This window comes from uncultured Agrobacterium sp., from assembly GCA_913777615.1.
Lineage (GTDB): Bacteria > Pseudomonadota > Alphaproteobacteria > Rhizobiales > Rhizobiaceae > Agrobacterium.
This window is the reverse complement of the sequence record CAJYTK010000009.1, coordinates 117138-135037: the sequence shown is the minus strand read 5'-3', so window position 1 is coordinate 135037 and position 17900 is coordinate 117138. Positions and strand designations below refer to the sequence as shown.

Here is a 17900-nt window from a genome sequence, read left to right as displayed (position 1 = left end):
GGATGATGGGATAGGACGATGTCCACTTTGGAAGCTACACCCGGTCTTGCAGTCAAAGCGCCTCTGGTCGCCAACAGCGATCTCATGTCGGACAAGCCGTCGCTCATCGGCATGACGCGCGAAGAGATGGCCGACGCGCTGATGGAGATCGGCGTACCGCAAAAGCAGGTCAAGATGCGTGTCAGCCAGTTGTGGAACTGGCTTTACGTGCGCGGCGTCTCCGATTTCGACAACATGACCAATGTCGCGAAAGACCTCCGCGAGAGGCTGAAAGCGAAGTTTACCATTGCCCGGCCCGAGATCGTCGAAGAGCAGATTTCCAATGACGGCACACGCAAGTGGCTGATGCGTTTTCCCCCGCGTGGTGCCGGTCGCCCGGTGGAAATCGAGACCGTTTATATTCCAGAAGAAGGCCGCGGGACGCTGTGCATCTCCAGCCAGGTTGGCTGTTCGCTCACCTGCTCCTTCTGCCACACCGGCACGCAGCGTCTGGTGCGTAATCTGACGGCCGAGGAAATTCTCTCGCAGCTTCTGCTTGCGCGTGATCGTCTGGGCGATTTCCCGGATGGCTCAACGCCGGTCGGCGCCTATGTTCCGAGCGAGGGCCGCAAGGTGTCCAACATCGTGATGATGGGCATGGGCGAGCCGCTTTATAATTTCGAGCATGTGAAGACCGCACTTTTGATCGCCACCGATGGCGACGGCCTGTCGCTGTCCAAGCGCCGCGTGACGCTCTCCACCTCCGGCGTCGTGCCGGAAATCTTCCGCACCGGCGACGAGATCGGCGTGATGCTGGCGATCTCCCTTCATGCCGTGCGCGACGAACTGCGCGACATGCTGGTGCCTATCAACAAGAAGTATCCGCTGAAGGAACTGATCGAAGCCTGCCGCAACTATCCGGGTCTTTCCAATGCGCGCCGTATCACCTTCGAATACGTGATGCTGAAGGACGTCAATGACAGCCTGGAAGATGCCAAGATGCTGATCCAGCTTCTTAAGGGCGTTCCAGCCAAGATCAATCTCATCCCCTTCAACCCATGGCCAGGGACCAATTACCAGTGCTCGGACTGGGCGCAGATCGAGAAGTTCGCCGACTTCATCAACCAGGCCGGCTACGCCTCACCGATCCGCACCCCGCGCGGGCGCGATATTCTGGCAGCCTGTGGCCAGTTGAAGTCGGAATCGGAACGCATGCGCAAGACCGAGCGCCTGGCGTTTGAAGCGATGATGATTGCCAATCACGGGGCTGATGACTGATTTTACGGTGTCGTCGCTCCGAGAGCAGCTTCAGTCTTGAGCTTCTCCGGTACGGGTCTGTGGCGACGCTCTTTCCGACGTCACGCCTGAAGCCAGATCATCTCCCGCTGTCACCGGCAGCTTTTACCTTATCCGCTGTGTTCCGCTGGCGATTGCAGCTTGCTCGGCACGGGGTTCATCCATAACTCATCCAGCTTAGCAAACATTTGCTTGGCAAAATCGTCTTCCAAGAGGGCAAGTGCGGATGTTGCCACTGGTTCTATGGTAAACCGTTCGGGATAGCCCAGCGCTGAAAGGCGTTGAGCACAGGAGGGATGAGAGGATAGTTCGTCGACCTCCATCGACCATGCGTGGCGCGCATAGATGTTTAACAGCTCACTCATATTGAGCATAGACACCGCGTTCAAAAGGCGTTTCGTGGGCGAAATGACAGTTGGGATTGTATCCGTAGGTTCTTTCCGCAACGACTCATAAAATGTTTGCTCCAGAAATATGGCGGACGCATCGACCAGAAGCAGGGCGCGAGCGGCCTCTTCGCCGTGACCACCATTCGCCGCTTCAAGATCGGCCTTAATCTCGGCGTCTCGAGATAGGCGCATCTTCTCAAGCTCAAATGATGGTGAGAGTGTTTTCCATAAGGAGTAGAGCAGGTGTCCGGTGATTGATTTCTCCGGTGAAGCGAAGTCGAAGACGATGTTGAGGCTTTCTTCGAGTTCTGCCAGACGGAGCTTTCCGTTCACATCCTCGTTCAGCACGTGACCATTCTCATGCATCAGAATGGCGAACATCGCTTCTTTATCTGTGACTGCCAGCAAAGGAATGCCGACTATCAACTCGTAATGGCGGCGCAATCCGAGCAGAGTACGATGCATCCTGACGCCCGCATTCATCGCGTCACTCAATGTAATCGCGGTTTTCCTGGCTGTGGCCTTTCCAGCGACAGCTTCCCACATGGACCATAGTCCAGGGGCTTGGGCTCGACTGATCCCATTGACCTTTTCACGCGATAGATTTGTAAAGAATATGCCCTTCAGCAAAGCGATCGTGATGTCTACCGTCCACAGGGCAAAGCCGATCAGAACAAAAAGCCAGATGAAGTGCTGATCTAACAAAAAGAACAACAGGCTCATGATGAGCGCCAGCAGCGCGATCAGAAACAGTAAGGTAAATCGCCCGAAACGGCGACCGGCAGCCAGAATAATCTTTGCCAAATCAAGTCTCACTCAAAGGCTGACGCCACCAATCGCGCAGGATGGTGTCCTGAACATCCCGATGACATTTCCCAGCCACCGTCTCAAGACCCTCATTCCTGTGACTTTGGTGACCTATCCAGGATAGTGCATGCCGACAAAGGCGTAAGACGTCCTGTTTGCGGGAGGTTTGAGTGCTTATTGCAAGAACAAACCTCCATCGCGACTGCGGAAAACTTGTTTTACGTCAAGTGGTTGTGCGCTTCGGGCCTCGGAGTATCAGGGTTGCGCGGTATAGACCGCATTTGCGAGTAGAGGATCGGCAGTTTCGTTCCATTCTTCGACGGACTTATAAACCTCAGCAGCTTTTGATTGAACCTTACCCCTCCACCCAATCAAATATTTGATCGCTCCGATCTCTCCCGCGCGATTGATTTCGGCTTAACCCTTTCTTAAAGAGAGCGGGAAAAGCAAAATAATCGGAGGAATACCCTATGCGCGCACTTATTCTGGCTCTTGCCGCCGCCACGGCTCTCGTCCTGCCTGCCAAAGCGCAAGACGTGACCGTCGCTGTGACTGCCATCGTCGAACATCCGGCCCTCGATGCCGCACGTGATGGCGTAAAGGCAGCACTTGCCGAAGCTGGCTACAAGGAAGGCGAGAATCTCAAGTTCGTCTACCAGTCCGCGCAGGGCAACCCAGGTACCGCCGCGCAGATCGCTCGTCAGTTCGTCGGCGACGCTCCAAATGTCATCGTGCCGATCTCCACGCCGTCGGCGCAGGCCGTCGTTGCCGCAACGCGCGACATTCCGGTTGTTTTCACCGCGGTTTCCGATCCGGTCGGCGCGCAGCTTATCAAGTCGATGGAAAAGCCCGGCCGCAACGTGACGGGTCTTTCGGACGCGCTTCCCGTCAACGAGCATCTGGCTCTGGTCAAGGAAATCGTGCCGTCTGCCAAGACGATCGGCTACATCTACAACTCGGCCGAGGCCAACTCTGTCTCGACGCTCGCTCTGTTGAAGGAAGCAGCGGCAAAGGCCGGTCTGACGGTTGTCGAATCCGTCGCCACCAAGTCCTCCGAAGTTCAGGGCGCGACCCGCGCATTGGTCGGCAAGGCGGATGTAATCTACGTTCCGACCGACAACACCATCGTTTCCGCCTTCGAGGCGGCTGCCGGTGTTGCGGCTGAGGCGAAGATCCCGCTCTTTGCTGCCGATACGGATTCCGTGGCACGTGGCGCTATCGCAGCGCTCGGCTTCAACTATTTCGATGTGGGCAAGCAGACGGGTGCTGTCGTTGTGCGTATCCTGAAGGGTGAGAAGCCTGGCGATATTGCGGCAACTACAGCTGTCGGCACCGACCTCGTTCTCAACAAGAAAGCCGCTGAAAAGATTGGCGTGACCTTCCCTGAGAGCGTCGTGAAGCGCGCTACGAAGGTGATCGAGTAAGGTCTCCTCGTCCGCCTCGCGCGATCGACATTGTTTATGTCGTTTCGTCCACACAAGGCCGGATCACTGAGATACATCACTTCCAATCGAGAGTGCCGCGCTTCAGCGGCACTCTTGCTCTATCGGCCCGGCGAAACGCCCGGTCGAAAAACCAAGGACTTCTGTCGTGAGCCAAATCGCCTTCTGGGGTGCCGTCGAACTGGGGCTGGTCTTCGCCTTTGTCGCGATCGGTGTTTATCTCGCCTTTCGCGTGCTCGATTTTCCCGATCTGACCGTTGATGGTTCTTTTCCGCTCGGCGCTGCCGTGGCGGCGGTGCTGATCATTGCCGGTCTCAATCCATGGCTTGCGACAGGCGTTGCGATGATTGCCGGTGCTGGCGCCGGCATGGTCACAGCACTTTTGAATGTCCGCTTCAAGATCCTCAATCTTCTGGCCTCGATCCTGACGATGATTGCGCTGTTTTCGGTCAATCTGCGCGTCATGGGCAAGCCGAATGTCGCGCTTCTCAATCAGGAAACGGTCATCGAGCCCTTCTATGGTCTTGGCATATCCGATTATCTGGTGCGGCCGCTCTTCGTCGGCCTGCTGGTTATCGTTGCCGTCATCCTCGTGTGGCGCTTTCTGGAAAGCGATGCCGGGCTTGCCATGCGCGCCACTGGCGCGAATGCCCGCATGGCCCGCGCTCAAGGGGTAAAGACCGGCAACCAGATCTATCTCGGCATGGCGCTTTCCAATGCGCTCGTTGCGCTGGGCGGGGCGCTGTTTGCCCAGACTAACGGCTTTGCCGATGTGACATCGGGTGTCGGCACCATCGTTGTCGGGCTTGCCGCCGTCATCATCGGCGAAACGCTGTTCGGCTCTCGCGGCATTCTGATCGCGCTGATCGGCTGCGTCTTCGGCTCTATTGCCTATCGGCTGGCTATCCAGCTTGCGTTGTCGAGTGATGCGCTTGGCCTCAAGGCCTCCGACCTCAATTTCGTTACCGCCGTTCTGGTTGCCGTCGCCCTCATCCTGCCGCGCCTGCGCCGTGGAGGAGCCGCATCATGATTTCGCTGTCCGATATTCAGGTCATCTTCGGCAAGGGAACGCCGCTGCAAAAGCAGGCGCTGGCGAAGATCAATCTCACGATTGAAACCGGCTCCTTCGTCACCGTGATCGGCTCGAACGGTGCTGGCAAGTCGACGCTTCTCGGCGTTCTGGCGGGCGACGTGCTGCCGAGTGCTGGCAAGGTCACGATCAGCGGCGTGGACGTCACACGCAAGCCAACCGCCAGCCGTGCGGGCCAGGTGGCGCGTGTGTTTCAGGATCCGTTGGCCGGAAGCTGCGGTGCGCTGACCATTGAGGAAAATCTGGCGCTCGCGGCTGCACGCGGCAAGGTGCGCGGTCTGCTTCCGGCGCTTGGCGGCGGCCGTCGTGCCTTCTTCCAGGACCGCATCGCCTCGCTTGGCCTTGGGCTGGAAAACCGGTTGAAGGACCGCATGGATCTTCTCTCCGGTGGCCAGCGCCAGGCGGTCTCGCTGGTCATGGCAACGCTTGCCGGATCCGATGTTCTGCTGCTGGATGAACATACCGCAGCGCTCGATCCGGGCATGGCCGAATTCGTCATGGAACTGACCCGCAAGGTGGTGGAGGAGCGCAAGCTTACCACGCTCATGGTGACGCACTCCATGCGCCAGGCGCTGGATTACGGGGACCGCACCATCATGCTGCATGCCGGTGAAATCGTGCTCGATGTTTCCGGCGAAAGCCGCAAGGGTCTCCAGGTGGAAGATCTGATCGAGATGTTCCGCAAGATCCGTGGTCAGACTCTCGATGATGATGAATTGCTCATCGGGTGATGCACAGGGCGGGCTACGCTCCTGTCACGCTTAGTGAGTGGGCAAAAAGACAACGCTGGAACTTCACGACCGCTGCACCATTTCTACCACATCCAATCCCTCACGAGGGACTGGATGTCCTGTCATGTTCGTTTCAGGTCGAATGTCACAGTCATGGAGAAATGATGTTTTTCAGAAAAAGTCTTTTCGCCGCACTCGCCGCCGCTTTTGCAATTCTTCTGACCGGTTGCAACGACAAGGATAATGAAAATAAGGGTGTTGTCGCCCCAGCGGCAGACCAGGCGGCGGTTTCCAAATACAACGCTTATGTCAAGGCAGCCAATTCGCTGGCCGTGAGCTTCAACCAGGTTCTGCAAAGCCACGCTCAGACATATGCTCGTGCCTTGGCTGGCGACAAACCGCTTCAGAATTACTCCGTCGCAAGCCCCATAGACGTTACCAAGGTCAAGTCTGCCCTGAATGAGGCGTTCGTCAAGGAGGCGACGTTTGCAGATATCGATCCTGCAGCGAAGTCTTATGCCGATGCTCTGGCCGGTTTCGAGCCGATCAACACTGACCTTGCGAATTATGCGCAATCCAAAGGGTATCTCGCAGATGGTGGCAAGACCGCACGTGAGAAGGATCCAGCCTTTGTGGATGCCCTGAAGAAGGTAGCGGCGGCAGAGGAGGCCTTCTTCAATAGTATGCAGAAGCACGATCACGATTTGGCGCGCAAAGCCTATGACGAGGCTGCGCCGGATAGTGTGGAGCGTGATCGAGCAGGGATCATTTTGTTTTCGAAGGACACAGTCTCCAAACTGACTGCCATGTTCGCAGCACCTGGTGACGCCAATCTCCGCGATGATACGAAAGCCAGCCTTAACCGCCTGAATGATGTGTCGGTGGCATGGGACAAGAAACTTCGGTCCAGCGATGCGAAGGGATGTCCCGCGACGATGAGCGCTATCAACACCTTCATAGCTGGCGCACGCACAGCCGTGCAAAGAGCGGAAAAGGGCGATTACAGCGTAGAAATTGATCCTCGCTACGTCAACACCATCCAAGATCCCGTTTACACGGATGGCCGTCAGTTGAACATGAACTATAGCTGGCTGATCAGTTCATTTAACGGCAACAGGTGCTGATGGGCGCTGACTTGTAAGCTCACCGTCATCCTCGCCCTCGAGGCGGAGATCAATTCACTACGATGACTTATAAACGGTCTTGAAAAGCCAGACCCCACGAAGTTGCGGCGGCAGTATGGTCTACGCAAAAATGTGCAACGGTTGCGATACCGACATGCGATAAAACTAGGATCCAGAGCTTGTGAGCAGATCTGAAAGATCGCGAAACGCTTTTGACAGCTCTCGCCTTACTTCGCCTGCGTCAGGAAAATCTTGACGGCGAAGAGCGAGAAGACGCCAGCGATGGTGTAATCCAGACCGCGCAAAACCTTGCGATTGCGCTGCAGCCAGTCGGAGAGCGAGTCTGCAGCCACCACGATTCCGATGCCGATGGGCAGCGCGACGATGATCGACCAGAGACCGAGGAAGATCAGCTTTCCGGTAACGTGCGGATCTGTCGCCGTGACGAATTGCGGCAGGAAGGTCATGAAGAAGATGATGACTTTCGGGTTGAGCAGGTTGACCCATAGACCGTTGACCAGAGCCGATGTCATCGATGCGCCCGCCTTCTGTTCCTTCGGGCGCTCCATGACGAAGTTGGAACCGTGGCGGATGGCCTGGATGGCCAGCCAGACGAGATAGGCGGCACCGCCTGTCTTCAGCACCATGAAGGCTGTCGGTGAAGCGACGATGAGGGCTGCCACGCCAAAGGCGACCAGCAGCGTATGGACGGTGATACCGAGATTGGTGCCCACGAGCGTCATAAAGCCTGCCTTGCGTCCCTCGCGCAGGGAGCGGCTGATCCAGAGCGTCATGTCCGGACCGGGCGTCACCGCCAGAACCAGGATGGCGACGGTAAAGGCAATCAGGGTTGGCAGGCTCGGAATGAAGTCCACGGTGATACCATCCAAAACGGGGTTATTGCATACTCATAACGCCGTTTCGTGAGCCTGCCAATTCCTCTTCGTATTGCGTCAGCTATTCAAAAACGTCTTGAAGTGCTCGGCATAATCGCCATGCCAGCGCGACAGCGGTGGTCTGTTCTGGACAATGTCGTTGGCAGCCCAAAGAATGCGCTTCTCGTCGGTCTTTCTATCCACCTCGTTGTCGGGGCAGAGAATGTAGAAATCGCCGCGCCCAATGCTCTCGAGCATGAAGTCCACGGTCTGCTCCGGCGTCCATGCGCCATCCGGCTTTTCCGTACGCTCGCCTGCGGTAAGACCGGTGAAGACGAAGCCGGGAACCAGGAGATGCGCTGAAATCGCGCCGGTGTTTGAAGTGCGCAGCTCATGTTGAAGCGCTTCGGTGAACGCCTTCACGCCCGCTTTCGATACGTTATAGGCCGGATCGCCGGGCGGCGTGGTGATGCCCTGTTTCGAGCCGGTATTTATGATGAGGCCCGGCTCTCCATGGGCGACCATGCCCCCGCCGAATACGCGGGTGCCGTTGATGACGCCCATAAGGTTGACGCCGATCACCCTGTCCCAGTTGACCTGGGGGCCGAAAAGGGCGCTGCCCGGCTGGATGCCGGCATTGTTCATCAGCACATGGACGCGGCCAAAGCGCTGGATCACCGCTCGTTCGAGTGCCTCGAGTTCGGCGAGCTTGGAGACGTCCGTCGGGATGGCGACGATCTTCGCTGCGCCATCCTCAACCGTGGCGGCAATGTCACGTTCTGCCGCTCGCAATTTCTCACCGTCCAGATCGACCAGCACGACGCTCATGCCGAAGCCGGCACATTGTTTTGCCGCTGCAAGACCTATGCCGGAGGCGGCTCCGGTGATGACGGCAACATTATCCTGTTGGAATGCGGGGTGAAATGTCGACATTGGTTTCTCCTTCTCCAGGGCCGTCCTTATCAAACGGCAGTGGCATCCCATGCAACCAGACGCCTTTTGGCGCGCCTTATGAAATCTATCGCTTTTCTCGTCTCAGTCACGTGACAAGTCATCCGGCAAGCAAAGCGTTCCCAGGTCCGATCCGTTTTCATTATCTCTTGCGCCGACCGATAAACTCGCTAAAAGTGCCGCAATCCCAAGGAAAGGCGAGGCTTGAAGCGATCGCCGGTTATGCAAATGGATTTCACGAATGGCACTCCCGAAAGACGTTAAAAAAGTCGTTCTCGCCTATTCCGGCGGTCTCGATACCTCGATCATCCTGAAGTGGCTCCAGACCGAACTCGGGGCGGAAGTCGTCACCTTCACCGCCGATCTCGGTCAGGGCGAAGAGCTCGAGCCGGCGCGCAAGAAGGCCGAAATGCTCGGCATCAAGGAAATCTTTATCGAGGATGTGCGCGAGGAATTCGTTCGCGATTTCGTCTTCCCGATGTTCCGCGCCAATGCCGTCTATGAAGGCGTCTATCTGCTGGGCACCTCGATTGCCCGCCCGCTGATTTCCAAGCACCTGATCGAAATCGCCAAGAAGACCGGCGCTGATGCCATTGCCCATGGCGCCACCGGCAAGGGCAACGACCAGGTTCGCTTCGAGCTTTCCGCTTACGCGCTGAACCCGGATATCAAGATCATCGCCCCTTGGCGCGACTGGACGTTCAAGAGCCGTACGGATCTCTTGAACTTCGCCGAACAGCACCAGATCCCGGTTGCCAAGGACAAGAAGGGTGAGGCACCGTTCTCCGTCGACGCCAACCTGCTGCACTCCTCCTCCGAGGGCAAGGTTCTGGAAGACCCTGCACAGGAAGCCCCGGAATACGTGCATATGCGTACCATTTCTCCGGAAGCGGCTCCCGACAAGGCAACCATCATCAAGGTCGGTTTCCGCAAGGGTGATGCCTGCTCGATCAACGGCGTTGAAATGTCGCCAGCGACAATTCTCAAGACGCTGAACGATTATGGCCGCGACAATGGCATCGGTCGTCTCGATCTCGTAGAAAACCGCTTCGTCGGCATGAAGAGCCGCGGCGTCTACGAAACCCCCGGCGGCACGATCCTGCTGGCAGCCCACCGCGCCATCGAATCCATCACGCTCGACCGCGGTGCAGCCCACCTCAAAGACGAGTTGATGCCACGTTATGCCGAGCTGATCTATTACGGCTTCTGGTTCTCGCCGGAGCGCGAGATGCTGCAGGCCCTGATCGACAAGAGCCAGGAGCATGTGGAAGGCGAAGTGACGCTGAAGCTCTACAAGGGCAACGTCATGGTCACAGGTCGCGAGTCTGCCAAGTCGCTCTATTCCGACAAGCTCGTTACCTTCGAAGACGACCAGGGCGCTTATGACCAGAAGGATGCGGCAGGGTTCATCAAGCTCAACGCTCTGCGCCTGCGCACGCTCGCCAAGCGTAATCTCGGCAAGTAAGTCTGCGCGTAACCTCGCGTTATCAAAGCCCCGCTTAAAGGCGGGGCTTTTTCATGCCCTCATGTCAGCTTTCCGCGCGGGTCTTGTCCATGGCGGCGGTGTGAAGGTTCTTTTGCATGACAGACAGCAGCGCATGGAAGCGTTCGATATCTTCCCTGTCCAAACCTTCTGTCGCCTGCGCCATCAGGCCATCCACCTCCTCGCGAACGGATTTCAGCATGTCTGTCGAGCTTTCGGTCAGGTAGATGCATTTCGACCGGCGGTCGTCCGGGTTCGGGCGGCGCTCCACGAGTGCAAGCGATTCCAGCTTGTCGAGATAGGTGCAGACCGTCATCGGTTCGAGACCGATGCGGGCGGCAATATCGGCCTGCTTGGCGCCGTCGATGGCAGCAACCGTCAACAGCGCGCGGGCTTCGCCCGGTGTCAGCCCAAGGCCAGCCGTTGCGATGCGTCGCTCGAAAACGCTGTTGAGAAAACGGGCGCTGCTGTTCAGCAGAAAGGCCAGCGGCTCTCGTTCGGGATTTGATGTCATCAATCGGTGCTTTTCATTAGAATTCTTCTACTTTGTGACAATTTCTCGTCTTCCATGCAATCCGACAAAAGGAGAAAGTCATCGCCACGTCGCTGCACATGGTGCGTGCGCGTCTCTTGGATGCAGGCGCTCATGCGCTTTCAATCTCCACTTCTTGATTTTTCCAAAATCCAACCCGGTTTTCGCGGCGATGCCCTGGCCGTTCTTGGCGTCAGATATTGAAAGCTGGTAGCGGGCATGCCCATATGGCTGACAATCACATTTGCATGAGGACAAACCATGACATCGACGATCGCGCACTACTCCGCTCTGACCGACTGGAACGGGAAAAACGGGCTGCCGCGTTTCGATACTGTCAGGGATGAGGATTTTGCCGGTGCTTTCGATGCGGCACTGACAGCCCACAATACGGAGATCGACACCATAGCAGGCGATGGCGAAGCGCCGACATTCGCCGATACGGTTGTTGCGCTGGAAATTGCTGGCGACGAACTCTCTCGCGTTTCGGCCCTGTTCTGGAACAAGGCTGGCGCCCACACCAATCCGCAAATCCAAGCGTTGGAGCGTGAGATCGCGCCCAAGATGTCGCGCCACTACTCGCGCATCGGCATGAATGAGGCGCTGTTCAAGCGCATCGATACGCTCTGGGAGAAGCGCGAGACGCTTGGACTGACCAATGAGGAACTGCGGGTCTTGGAACGCCACTGGAAGGGCTTCGTGCGCGCAGGCGCCAAGCTCGAAAAGCCGCAGCAGGAGCGCTTGGCCGCGATCAACGAAGAGCTCGCAGGTCTTGGCGCCCAGTTTGGCCAGAATGTTCTGGCGGATGAGAAGAGCTGGAAGCTATTGCTGTCCTCAGATGAAGAGCTCGTCGGTATTCCAGATTTCCTGCGCGACGCCATGGCAGGTGCCGCGAAGGAGCATGGCGAAGAAGGCAAGTTCGCAGTCACGCTGTCGCGCTCCATCATCGAGCCTTTCCTCACCTTTTCCGAAAGCCGCGATCTGCGCGAGCAGGCCTTCAAAGCCTGGGTGGCGCGGGGTGAAAATGGTGGTGAGAGCGACAATCGCGAGATCGTCAAGAAGACGCTGGCGTTGCGCGAGGAAAAGGCAAAGTTGCTCGGCTATGACAGTTTTGCCGCCTACAAGCTGTATGACACGATGGCGAAGACGCCGGATGCGGTGAACGGTCTTTTGACAGAGGTTTGGGAACAGGCTGTTGCGCGTGCAGGCGAAGAGGAAGCCGAGCTTGCCACGATCATTGCGCAGGAGGGCAAGAACCATGAGGTCATGCCCTGGGACTGGCGCCATTATGCCGAAAAGCTCAGAGCAAAACGCTTCAACTTCTCCGAAACCGAGCTGAAGCCCTATCTGCAACTGGAGAAAATCATCGAGGCCTGCTTCGATGTGGCCACACGTCTCTTCGGCATTCGTGCCGTCGAGTTGAAAGACGTGCAGGCCTATCATCCGGATGTGCGCACCTTCGAAATCCGCGATGCCAATGGCGAACTGAAGGCGATGTTCCTTGGCGATTATTTCGCCCGGCCCTCCAAGCGGTCGGGCGCATGGATGAGTTCCTTCCAGTCGCAGCACAAGCTGCCGCTGAAGAATGGCGCGGTTGGCGAATTGCCGATTATCTACAATGTCTGCAACTTCGCCAAGCCATCGGCAGGCAAGCCAGCGCTTCTGTCACTCGATGATGCACGCACGCTGTTCCACGAGTTTGGCCATGCTCTGCATGGCATGATGTCGAACGTCACCTATCCGTCGGTCTCAGGCACCGGCGTTTCGCGCGATTTCGTCGAACTGCCTTCGCAGCTTTACGAGCACTGGCTGACGGTGCCGGAAATCCTCGAAACCTATGCGCTGCATTACGAGACCGGCGAGCCCATGCCGAAGGCGCTGCTCGACAAGGTGCTGGCGGCCCAGACATTCAATGCCGGCTTCAACACGGTGGAGTTCACGTCTTCCGCGCTGGTCGACATGGCATTCCATACCCGCGGCACAGTGGAGGATCCGATGGCGGTGCAGGCAGAGGTTCTGTCCTCGCTCCGTATGCCGAAGTCGATCACCATGCGTCATGCAACGCCGCACTTCCAGCATGTGTTTTCCGGCGATGGCTATTCGGCTGGCTACTATTCCTACATGTGGTCGGAAGTGCTGGATGCCGACGCCTTCGAGGCTTTCGAGGAAACCGGCAATCCCTTCGATCCGGAAACGGCGCGCAGGCTTCTCGACAATGTCTATTCCGTCGGTGGTGCGGTCGATCCGGAGGAGACCTACAAGGCCTTCCGCGGCAAGATGCCGAGCCCCGAGGCCATGCTTAAGAAGCGCGGACTGGTGGCAGCCTGACCCCGTTCAGGGCGCAAAAACCTGTCACACATCTCTGATACGGCGTTTTCGCAAGGGGCTTATGTCGTAAGCCCCCCTTTCGCATTTGCAAAAAAAAGGTTATGAGCCCGCCAAACTAAATTGGCGCATCCCATACGATCAGCGCCCCAACCTCAGAGATATAATCATATGGCCCTTCGCAACATCGCGATCATCGCGCACGTTGACCATGGAAAAACGACACTTGTTGACGAGCTTTTGAAGCAGTCTGGTTCGTTCCGCGACAACCAGCGCGTTGCCGAGCGTGTTATGGATAGCAACGATCTGGAAAAAGAACGCGGCATCACCATTCTCGCCAAGGCGACGTCGGTTGAGTGGAAGGGTGTTCGCATCAACATCGTCGACACCCCCGGCCACGCCGACTTCGGTGGTGAAGTCGAGCGTATCCTGTCCATGGTGGACGGCGCCATCGTTCTGGTCGACAGCTCCGAAGGCCCGATGCCGCAGACGAAATTCGTCGTCTCCAAGGCGCTGAAGGTTGGTCTCCGCCCGATCGTCGCGATCAACAAGATCGACCGTCCGGATGGCCGCCACGAAGAAGTCATCAACGAAGTCTTCGACCTTTTCGCCAACCTCGACGCGACCGACGAGCAGCTGGACTTCCCGATCCTTTACGGCTCCGGTCGTGATGGCTGGATGAACGTCAACCCGGAAGGTCCGAAGGATCAGGGTCTGGCACCGCTGCTCGATCTGGTTCTCGAGCACGTTCCGGAGCCCAAGGTCGAAGAAGGTCCGTTCCGCATGATCGGTACGATCCTCGAAGCCAACAACTTCCTTGGCCGTATCATCACCGGCCGTATCGCGTCCGGCTCGATCAAGCCGAACCAGGCCGTCAAGGTTCTGGGCCAGGATGGCAAGACGATCGAAACCGGCCGTATTTCGAAGATCCTTGCCTTCCGCGGCATTGAGCGCACCGCCATCGAAGAAGCCCATGCGGGCGACATCGTTGCGATTGCCGGTCTTTCCAAGGGCACCGTCGCCGATACCTTCTGTGACCCGTCGGTCACCGAAGCGATGACGGCGCAGCCGATCGACCCGCCGACCGTGACCATGTCCTTCATCGTCAATGACAGTCCGCTGGCTGGCACCGAAGGCGACAAGGTGACGAGCCGCGTCATCCGTGATCGTCTCCTCAAGGAAGCCGAAGGCAACGTTGCGCTGAAGATCGAAGAGGCCGAAGGCAAGGACTCGTTCTTCGTGTCCGGTCGTGGCGAATTGCAGCTGGCCGTTCTGATCGAAACCATGCGTCGCGAAGGCTTCGAGCTTGCCGTGTCGCGTCCGCGCGTCGTCATGCACAAGGATGAGAACGGCACCCTCTTGGAGCCGATCGAAGAAGTCGTCATCGACGTCGATGAAGAGCATTCCGGTGTCGTCGTTCAGAAGATGTCCGAGCGCAAGGCTGAAATGGCCGAGCTTCGTCCGTCCGGTGGCAACCGCGTTCGCCTGAAGTTCTATGCCCCGACCCGTGGCCTGATCGGCTACCAGTCGGAACTGTTGACCGACACGCGCGGCACGGCGATCATGAACCGCCTGTTCCACGACTATCAGCCCTTCAAGGGTCAGATCGCTGGGCGCGTCAACGGCGTTCTCTTGTCGAACGGTTCGGGCGAAGCTGTCGCTTACGCCATGTTCAACCTGGAAGACCGTGGCCCGATGATCATCGAGCCGGGTGAAAAGGTCTATGCCGGCATGATCATCGGCATTCACACCCGCGACAACGATCTCGAAGTCAACGTGCTGAAGGGCAAGCAGCTCACCAACATTCGCGCCGCCGGCAAGGATGAAGCCGTGAAGCTGACGCCGCCGATCCGCATGACGCTCGACCGCGCGCTGTCGTGGATCCAGGACGACGAGTTGATGGAAGTCACGCCGAAGTCGCTTCGTTTGCGCAAGCTGCACCTTGATCCAAACGATCGCAAGCGCTTCGAAAAGGCCAAGATGGCCGGCTGATCACAGCCATTAACCAGTTTTTGCGAAACCCGGCCGGAGCACCCCTCAGGCCGGGTTTTTCTTTGTGCAGGCGAATCAGGCCCGCTTGTCTGATTGGTAAAAAAAGCGTTAATCTCAGCGCCATCGTCCACATGAATAGGCTGTGGGTAAGCTTCCCGCCGTTAACCTTTATGGCTGGTAAGTTTTCATGGCTGGGGCCAGAATCGCGTTATGAAGACGTTATCCATAGATGTTCGCCGGGCTGAACCGGAAGACGCTGGCGCTATTGCACAGACGCACAGGCTGTCCTGGGAACAGGCCTATTCGGGTCTTATCCCGCACAAGCCGCTATGGCAGATGCTGGACCGCCGCGACGAGGACTGGTGGCGGCGCGCTGCCCGTGGCTCCGCAACACTTCTGGTGGTGGAGGTTGCCGGCGTCCTGGCCGGTTACACGACGCTTGGGCTGAACCGTGCCCGCGGTCTTCCCTATGATGGCGAGATCTACGAGCTTTATCTGCGTCCGGAATATCAGGGCATCGGGCTCGGTACCGTGCTTTTCAAAGAAGGCCGCCGCCTGTTGAAGTCGCTCGGCTGCAACGGCGTAGTGGCGTGGTGCCTCGAAGACAGCGATGTCGCGAGCCGCTTTTTCCGCTCGCATGGCGGAAAGGATATTGCCGAAGGCATGGAAGACTTTGCCGACAAGCAGTTGCGCAAGATCGGTTTTGCCTGGCGCTAAGGACGCTTCGAGCTGCAGGCTATATATGAGCAACACGATGATATCGATCGTCGAAGGTTGGAACGCGTGTGCGTTAGGACTTCTCGCCCGCTGTTTCTTGTAACCGTCTCAATCCTTTAGACTGCGCCCATTCTTGGTTCGCCAAAAGCGCAAAGGTTGCGGCGGGTGATGTTGCAATAAGGCTGCTTTCCCAGTATCGAGAACCATCTCAACTCACCGAAATAAGGAAAGAGTATGCGTATAGATGCAATCTCCGTCGGCAAGAACCCGCCTGAAGACGTCAATGTGATCGTTGAAGTGCCGGTCGGCGGCCATCCTATCAAGTACGAGATGGACAAGGATGCAGGCGCACTGATCGTCGATCGCTTCCTTTACACGCCGATGACCTATCCGGGCAATTACGGCTTCGTGCCGCACACGCTCTCGGATGATGGCGACCCGATCGATGTGTTGATCTGCAATACCCGCCCACTGGTTCCAGGCTGCGTCATCAATGTCCGCCCGATCGGCGTGATGATCATGGAAGACGATGGCGGCAAGGACGAAAAGATCCTCGCGGTTCCGGTTCCAAAGTTGACGCGCCGTTACGACAAGGTCGTCAACTACACGGACCTGCCAGAAATCACGCTGAAGCAGATCGAGCACTTCTTCGAGCACTACAAGGATCTGGAACCCGGCAAGTGGGTGAAGATGGGCGGCTGGCAGGATGTCGACGTTGCCAAGAAGCTGATCGTCGAAGCTGTCGAGCGTTACAAGGCTCAGGGCTGATTTCAGTCCAGCACCTTATCAAGTTTTAAAATGATCTCCTCCGGTTCGCCCTCGAGCCGGAGGATTTTTTTGCGCGATGTTTCGCCGGAAATGAATTTGATCGAGGACTTTGGGATCTTCACCGTCTTCGAAAGAAGCGCAATCAGCGCCTTGTTCGCTTTGCCATCTTCCGGCACGGCGGTCACGCGGGCTTTCAGGTAAGCCTGCCCTTCGGCGTCCCGCTCTACGCCGTCGATCGCGTCACGCCCGCCAGAGGGCGTGAGCCTTACCCTCAGTTCAATCTGCGAACCGACGATCTTCCAGGGCTTCAGCGTCAAATGAAGAGCGAGATCAGGAAAGGTCTGATCGGATTCATCAGGATCATCTTGATAAAGACGATGGCCAGCAGCACGATGAGCGGCGACAGATCGATACCGCCCATATTGGGAAGGCGGTTACGGATCGGGCGCAGGACAGGCTCGGTGGCTTGATAGAGGAAGTTGCCGATCGCGTTGACGAACTGATTGGAAGAATTGATGACGTTGAACGCATAGAGCCAGGAGAAGATCGCGCTCGCGATCAGAATCCACCAATAGATGTCAAGCGCCAAGCTAATGACGGTAATCACTGCATCAATAAACCCTGGCATCCGTGTCTCCTATGTTGTTGGAAGACATTTAGACATTGCCAGATGAGCCGACAAGTGGTGCGGTGCGGGAACAGATCAATTGCGCGCCATCCAGCGAGCGTTTTCAAAATCAGCCTTAACACGAGACGAAGAAGCCGGCGGGTGCCACCGGCTCTTAAGCGTTACGCGCCCTTTTGGACGCACAAAGGACGATTCATATCTTGCATCTACCGTCATCCGGTCAAAATCGGCTTCGAGTTTTAGACGGGTACTGTTACCGATCAGGTGACGTCAGCCTCGCTTGCGTCTTGGACCTCAAGGTGCTTGTGGCCTTCCACTTGCTGGCGCTGGAGGACGCGGTCTCGGACGGAGACGCCAAGAAGCTCTGCGATACGCCAGATCACGTTGTCTTCCATCTCGTTGCGCTCGCCGTCTGCGTAGACGATGTCCCAAAGGATGCCGATGAGTTCGACGCGCTCCTGCTCGTTCAGATGGCGGCGGATATCGGTGGTGAAGCGGTAGTAATCCACGGCCTCCTTGCCGGCCTCCTGGCCTGCATCCATCAGCGCGTCCAGCTTGCCTGAACTGAGGTCGTAATGCTCCTGTAGCAATTCGCGCAGGCGTTGGCGCTCCACCTTGGACACCGTGCCATCCGCTTCCATCACCTGAAAGCAGAGAGCAGCGATGGCGACGCGCAGGTCATCGGGCGGAAAATCGCGAGACGTATCGCTGTTCGTCAGGCTTTGAAAGAAGGACTGGATACGTTCGAGCATGGCTCTCCTTGAGCATCAA

The 17900-nt window shown here is 57.4% G+C and carries 17 protein-coding genes; 10 read left to right on the top strand and 7 right to left on the bottom strand.

What is annotated here, in order from left to right:
• The first annotated feature begins 84 nt into the window (after positions 1–84).
• The gene (gene rlmN / locus QZ862_RS08150) at positions 85–1257 is read left to right on the top strand and encodes a 23S rRNA (adenine(2503)-C(2))-methyltransferase RlmN (RefSeq protein WP_296099107.1); all 1173 of its coding nucleotides are present in this window, start codon (positions 85–87) and stop codon (positions 1255–1257) included.
• A gap of 128 nt (positions 1258–1385) precedes the next feature.
• Here rlmN and QZ862_RS08145 read toward each other — a convergent pair whose 3' ends face one another.
• Positions 1386–2468, bottom strand: a complete 1083-nt coding sequence (locus tag QZ862_RS08145) for a M48 family metalloprotease (protein WP_296098884.1) — start codon at positions 2466–2468, stop codon at positions 1386–1388.
• Between the two features lie 473 nt (positions 2469–2941).
• Between QZ862_RS08145 and QZ862_RS08140 the strand changes: the two genes are divergently transcribed.
• The 4 genes from QZ862_RS08140 to QZ862_RS08125 all read left to right on the top strand — a co-directional run bounded on the left by QZ862_RS08140 (position 2942) and on the right by QZ862_RS08125 (position 6858).
• Complete coding sequence (locus QZ862_RS08140) at positions 2942–3895, top strand: ABC transporter substrate-binding protein (protein WP_296098881.1); 954 nt, start codon at positions 2942–2944, stop codon at positions 3893–3895.
• A 166-nt stretch (positions 3896–4061) separates the two neighbouring features.
• On the top strand, positions 4062–4943 hold the full coding sequence (locus tag QZ862_RS08135; protein ID WP_274103422.1) for an ABC transporter permease: 882 nt from the start codon (positions 4062–4064) through the stop codon (positions 4941–4943).
• A complete protein-coding gene (locus QZ862_RS08130; RefSeq protein WP_062424915.1) occupies positions 4940–5734 on the top strand; it encodes an ABC transporter ATP-binding protein in 795 nt (264 codons plus the stop codon). Before QZ862_RS08135 ends, QZ862_RS08130 begins: the two co-directional genes overlap by 4 nt.
• Before the next feature lie 164 nt (positions 5735–5898).
• Positions 5899–6858, top strand: coding sequence for a DUF3829 domain-containing protein (locus QZ862_RS08125; protein ID WP_296098878.1), 960 nt, complete (start codon positions 5899–5901; stop codon positions 6856–6858).
• A gap of 227 nt (positions 6859–7085) precedes the next feature.
• On the opposite strand, the gene QZ862_RS08120 is transcribed toward QZ862_RS08125, so the two are convergent.
• Positions 7086–7733: a LysE family translocator gene (locus tag QZ862_RS08120; RefSeq protein WP_112519415.1), complete on the bottom strand. Its 648-nt coding sequence runs from the start codon at positions 7731–7733 to the stop codon at positions 7086–7088.
• A gap of 78 nt (positions 7734–7811) precedes the next feature.
• A complete protein-coding gene (locus tag QZ862_RS08115) occupies positions 7812–8666 on the bottom strand; it encodes an SDR family NAD(P)-dependent oxidoreductase (protein WP_296098874.1) in 855 nt (284 codons plus the stop codon).
• 259 nt (positions 8667–8925) lie between these two features.
• Between QZ862_RS08115 and QZ862_RS08110 the strand changes: the two genes are divergently transcribed.
• The gene (locus tag QZ862_RS08110; protein WP_112359232.1) at positions 8926–10149 is read left to right on the top strand and encodes an argininosuccinate synthase; all 1224 of its coding nucleotides are present in this window, start codon (positions 8926–8928) and stop codon (positions 10147–10149) included.
• A gap of 64 nt (positions 10150–10213) precedes the next feature.
• Here QZ862_RS08110 and QZ862_RS08105 read toward each other — a convergent pair whose 3' ends face one another.
• Positions 10214–10681: a MarR family transcriptional regulator gene (locus tag QZ862_RS08105; protein WP_296039714.1), complete on the bottom strand. Its 468-nt coding sequence runs from the start codon at positions 10679–10681 to the stop codon at positions 10214–10216.
• Between the two features lie 279 nt (positions 10682–10960).
• On the opposite strand from QZ862_RS08105, the gene QZ862_RS08100 reads away from it, so the two are divergent.
• The 4 genes from QZ862_RS08100 (at position 10961) to ppa (ending at position 16501) form a co-directional block, all read left to right on the top strand.
• Positions 10961–13027 carry a M3 family metallopeptidase gene (locus QZ862_RS08100; RefSeq protein ID WP_296098872.1) on the top strand — a complete coding sequence of 689 codons (2067 nt, stop codon included), beginning with the start codon at positions 10961–10963 and terminating at the stop codon, positions 13025–13027.
• A 168-nt stretch (positions 13028–13195) separates the two neighbouring features.
• Positions 13196–15016 (top strand): translational GTPase TypA, encoded by a 1821-nt coding sequence (gene typA / locus QZ862_RS08095; RefSeq protein WP_296039711.1) that lies wholly within the window; start codon positions 13196–13198, stop codon positions 15014–15016.
• A 210-nt stretch (positions 15017–15226) separates the two neighbouring features.
• Positions 15227–15733, top strand: coding sequence for a GNAT family N-acetyltransferase (locus tag QZ862_RS08090; RefSeq protein ID WP_296020465.1), 507 nt, complete (start codon positions 15227–15229; stop codon positions 15731–15733).
• A 234-nt stretch (positions 15734–15967) separates the two neighbouring features.
• The gene (gene ppa, locus QZ862_RS08085) at positions 15968–16501 is read left to right on the top strand and encodes an inorganic diphosphatase (protein ID WP_296020462.1); all 534 of its coding nucleotides are present in this window, start codon (positions 15968–15970) and stop codon (positions 16499–16501) included.
• 2 nt (positions 16502–16503) lie between these two features.
• Here the strand turns inward: ppa and QZ862_RS08080 are convergent, their stop codons facing one another.
• The 3 genes from QZ862_RS08080 to QZ862_RS08070 all read right to left on the bottom strand — a co-directional run bounded on the left by QZ862_RS08080 (position 16504) and on the right by QZ862_RS08070 (position 17881).
• On the bottom strand, positions 16504–16812 hold the full coding sequence (locus QZ862_RS08080; protein WP_296082705.1) for a DUF167 domain-containing protein: 309 nt from the start codon (positions 16810–16812) through the stop codon (positions 16504–16506).
• A 2-nt stretch (positions 16813–16814) separates the two neighbouring features.
• Positions 16815–17129 (bottom strand): YggT family protein, encoded by a 315-nt coding sequence (locus tag QZ862_RS08075; RefSeq protein ID WP_296020460.1) that lies wholly within the window; start codon positions 17127–17129, stop codon positions 16815–16817.
• Positions 17130–17389: 260 nt separating this feature from the next.
• Positions 17390–17881, bottom strand: a complete 492-nt coding sequence (locus QZ862_RS08070; RefSeq protein ID WP_296020458.1) for a TerB family tellurite resistance protein — start codon at positions 17879–17881, stop codon at positions 17390–17392.
• Positions 17882–17900: the final 19 nt, after the last annotated feature.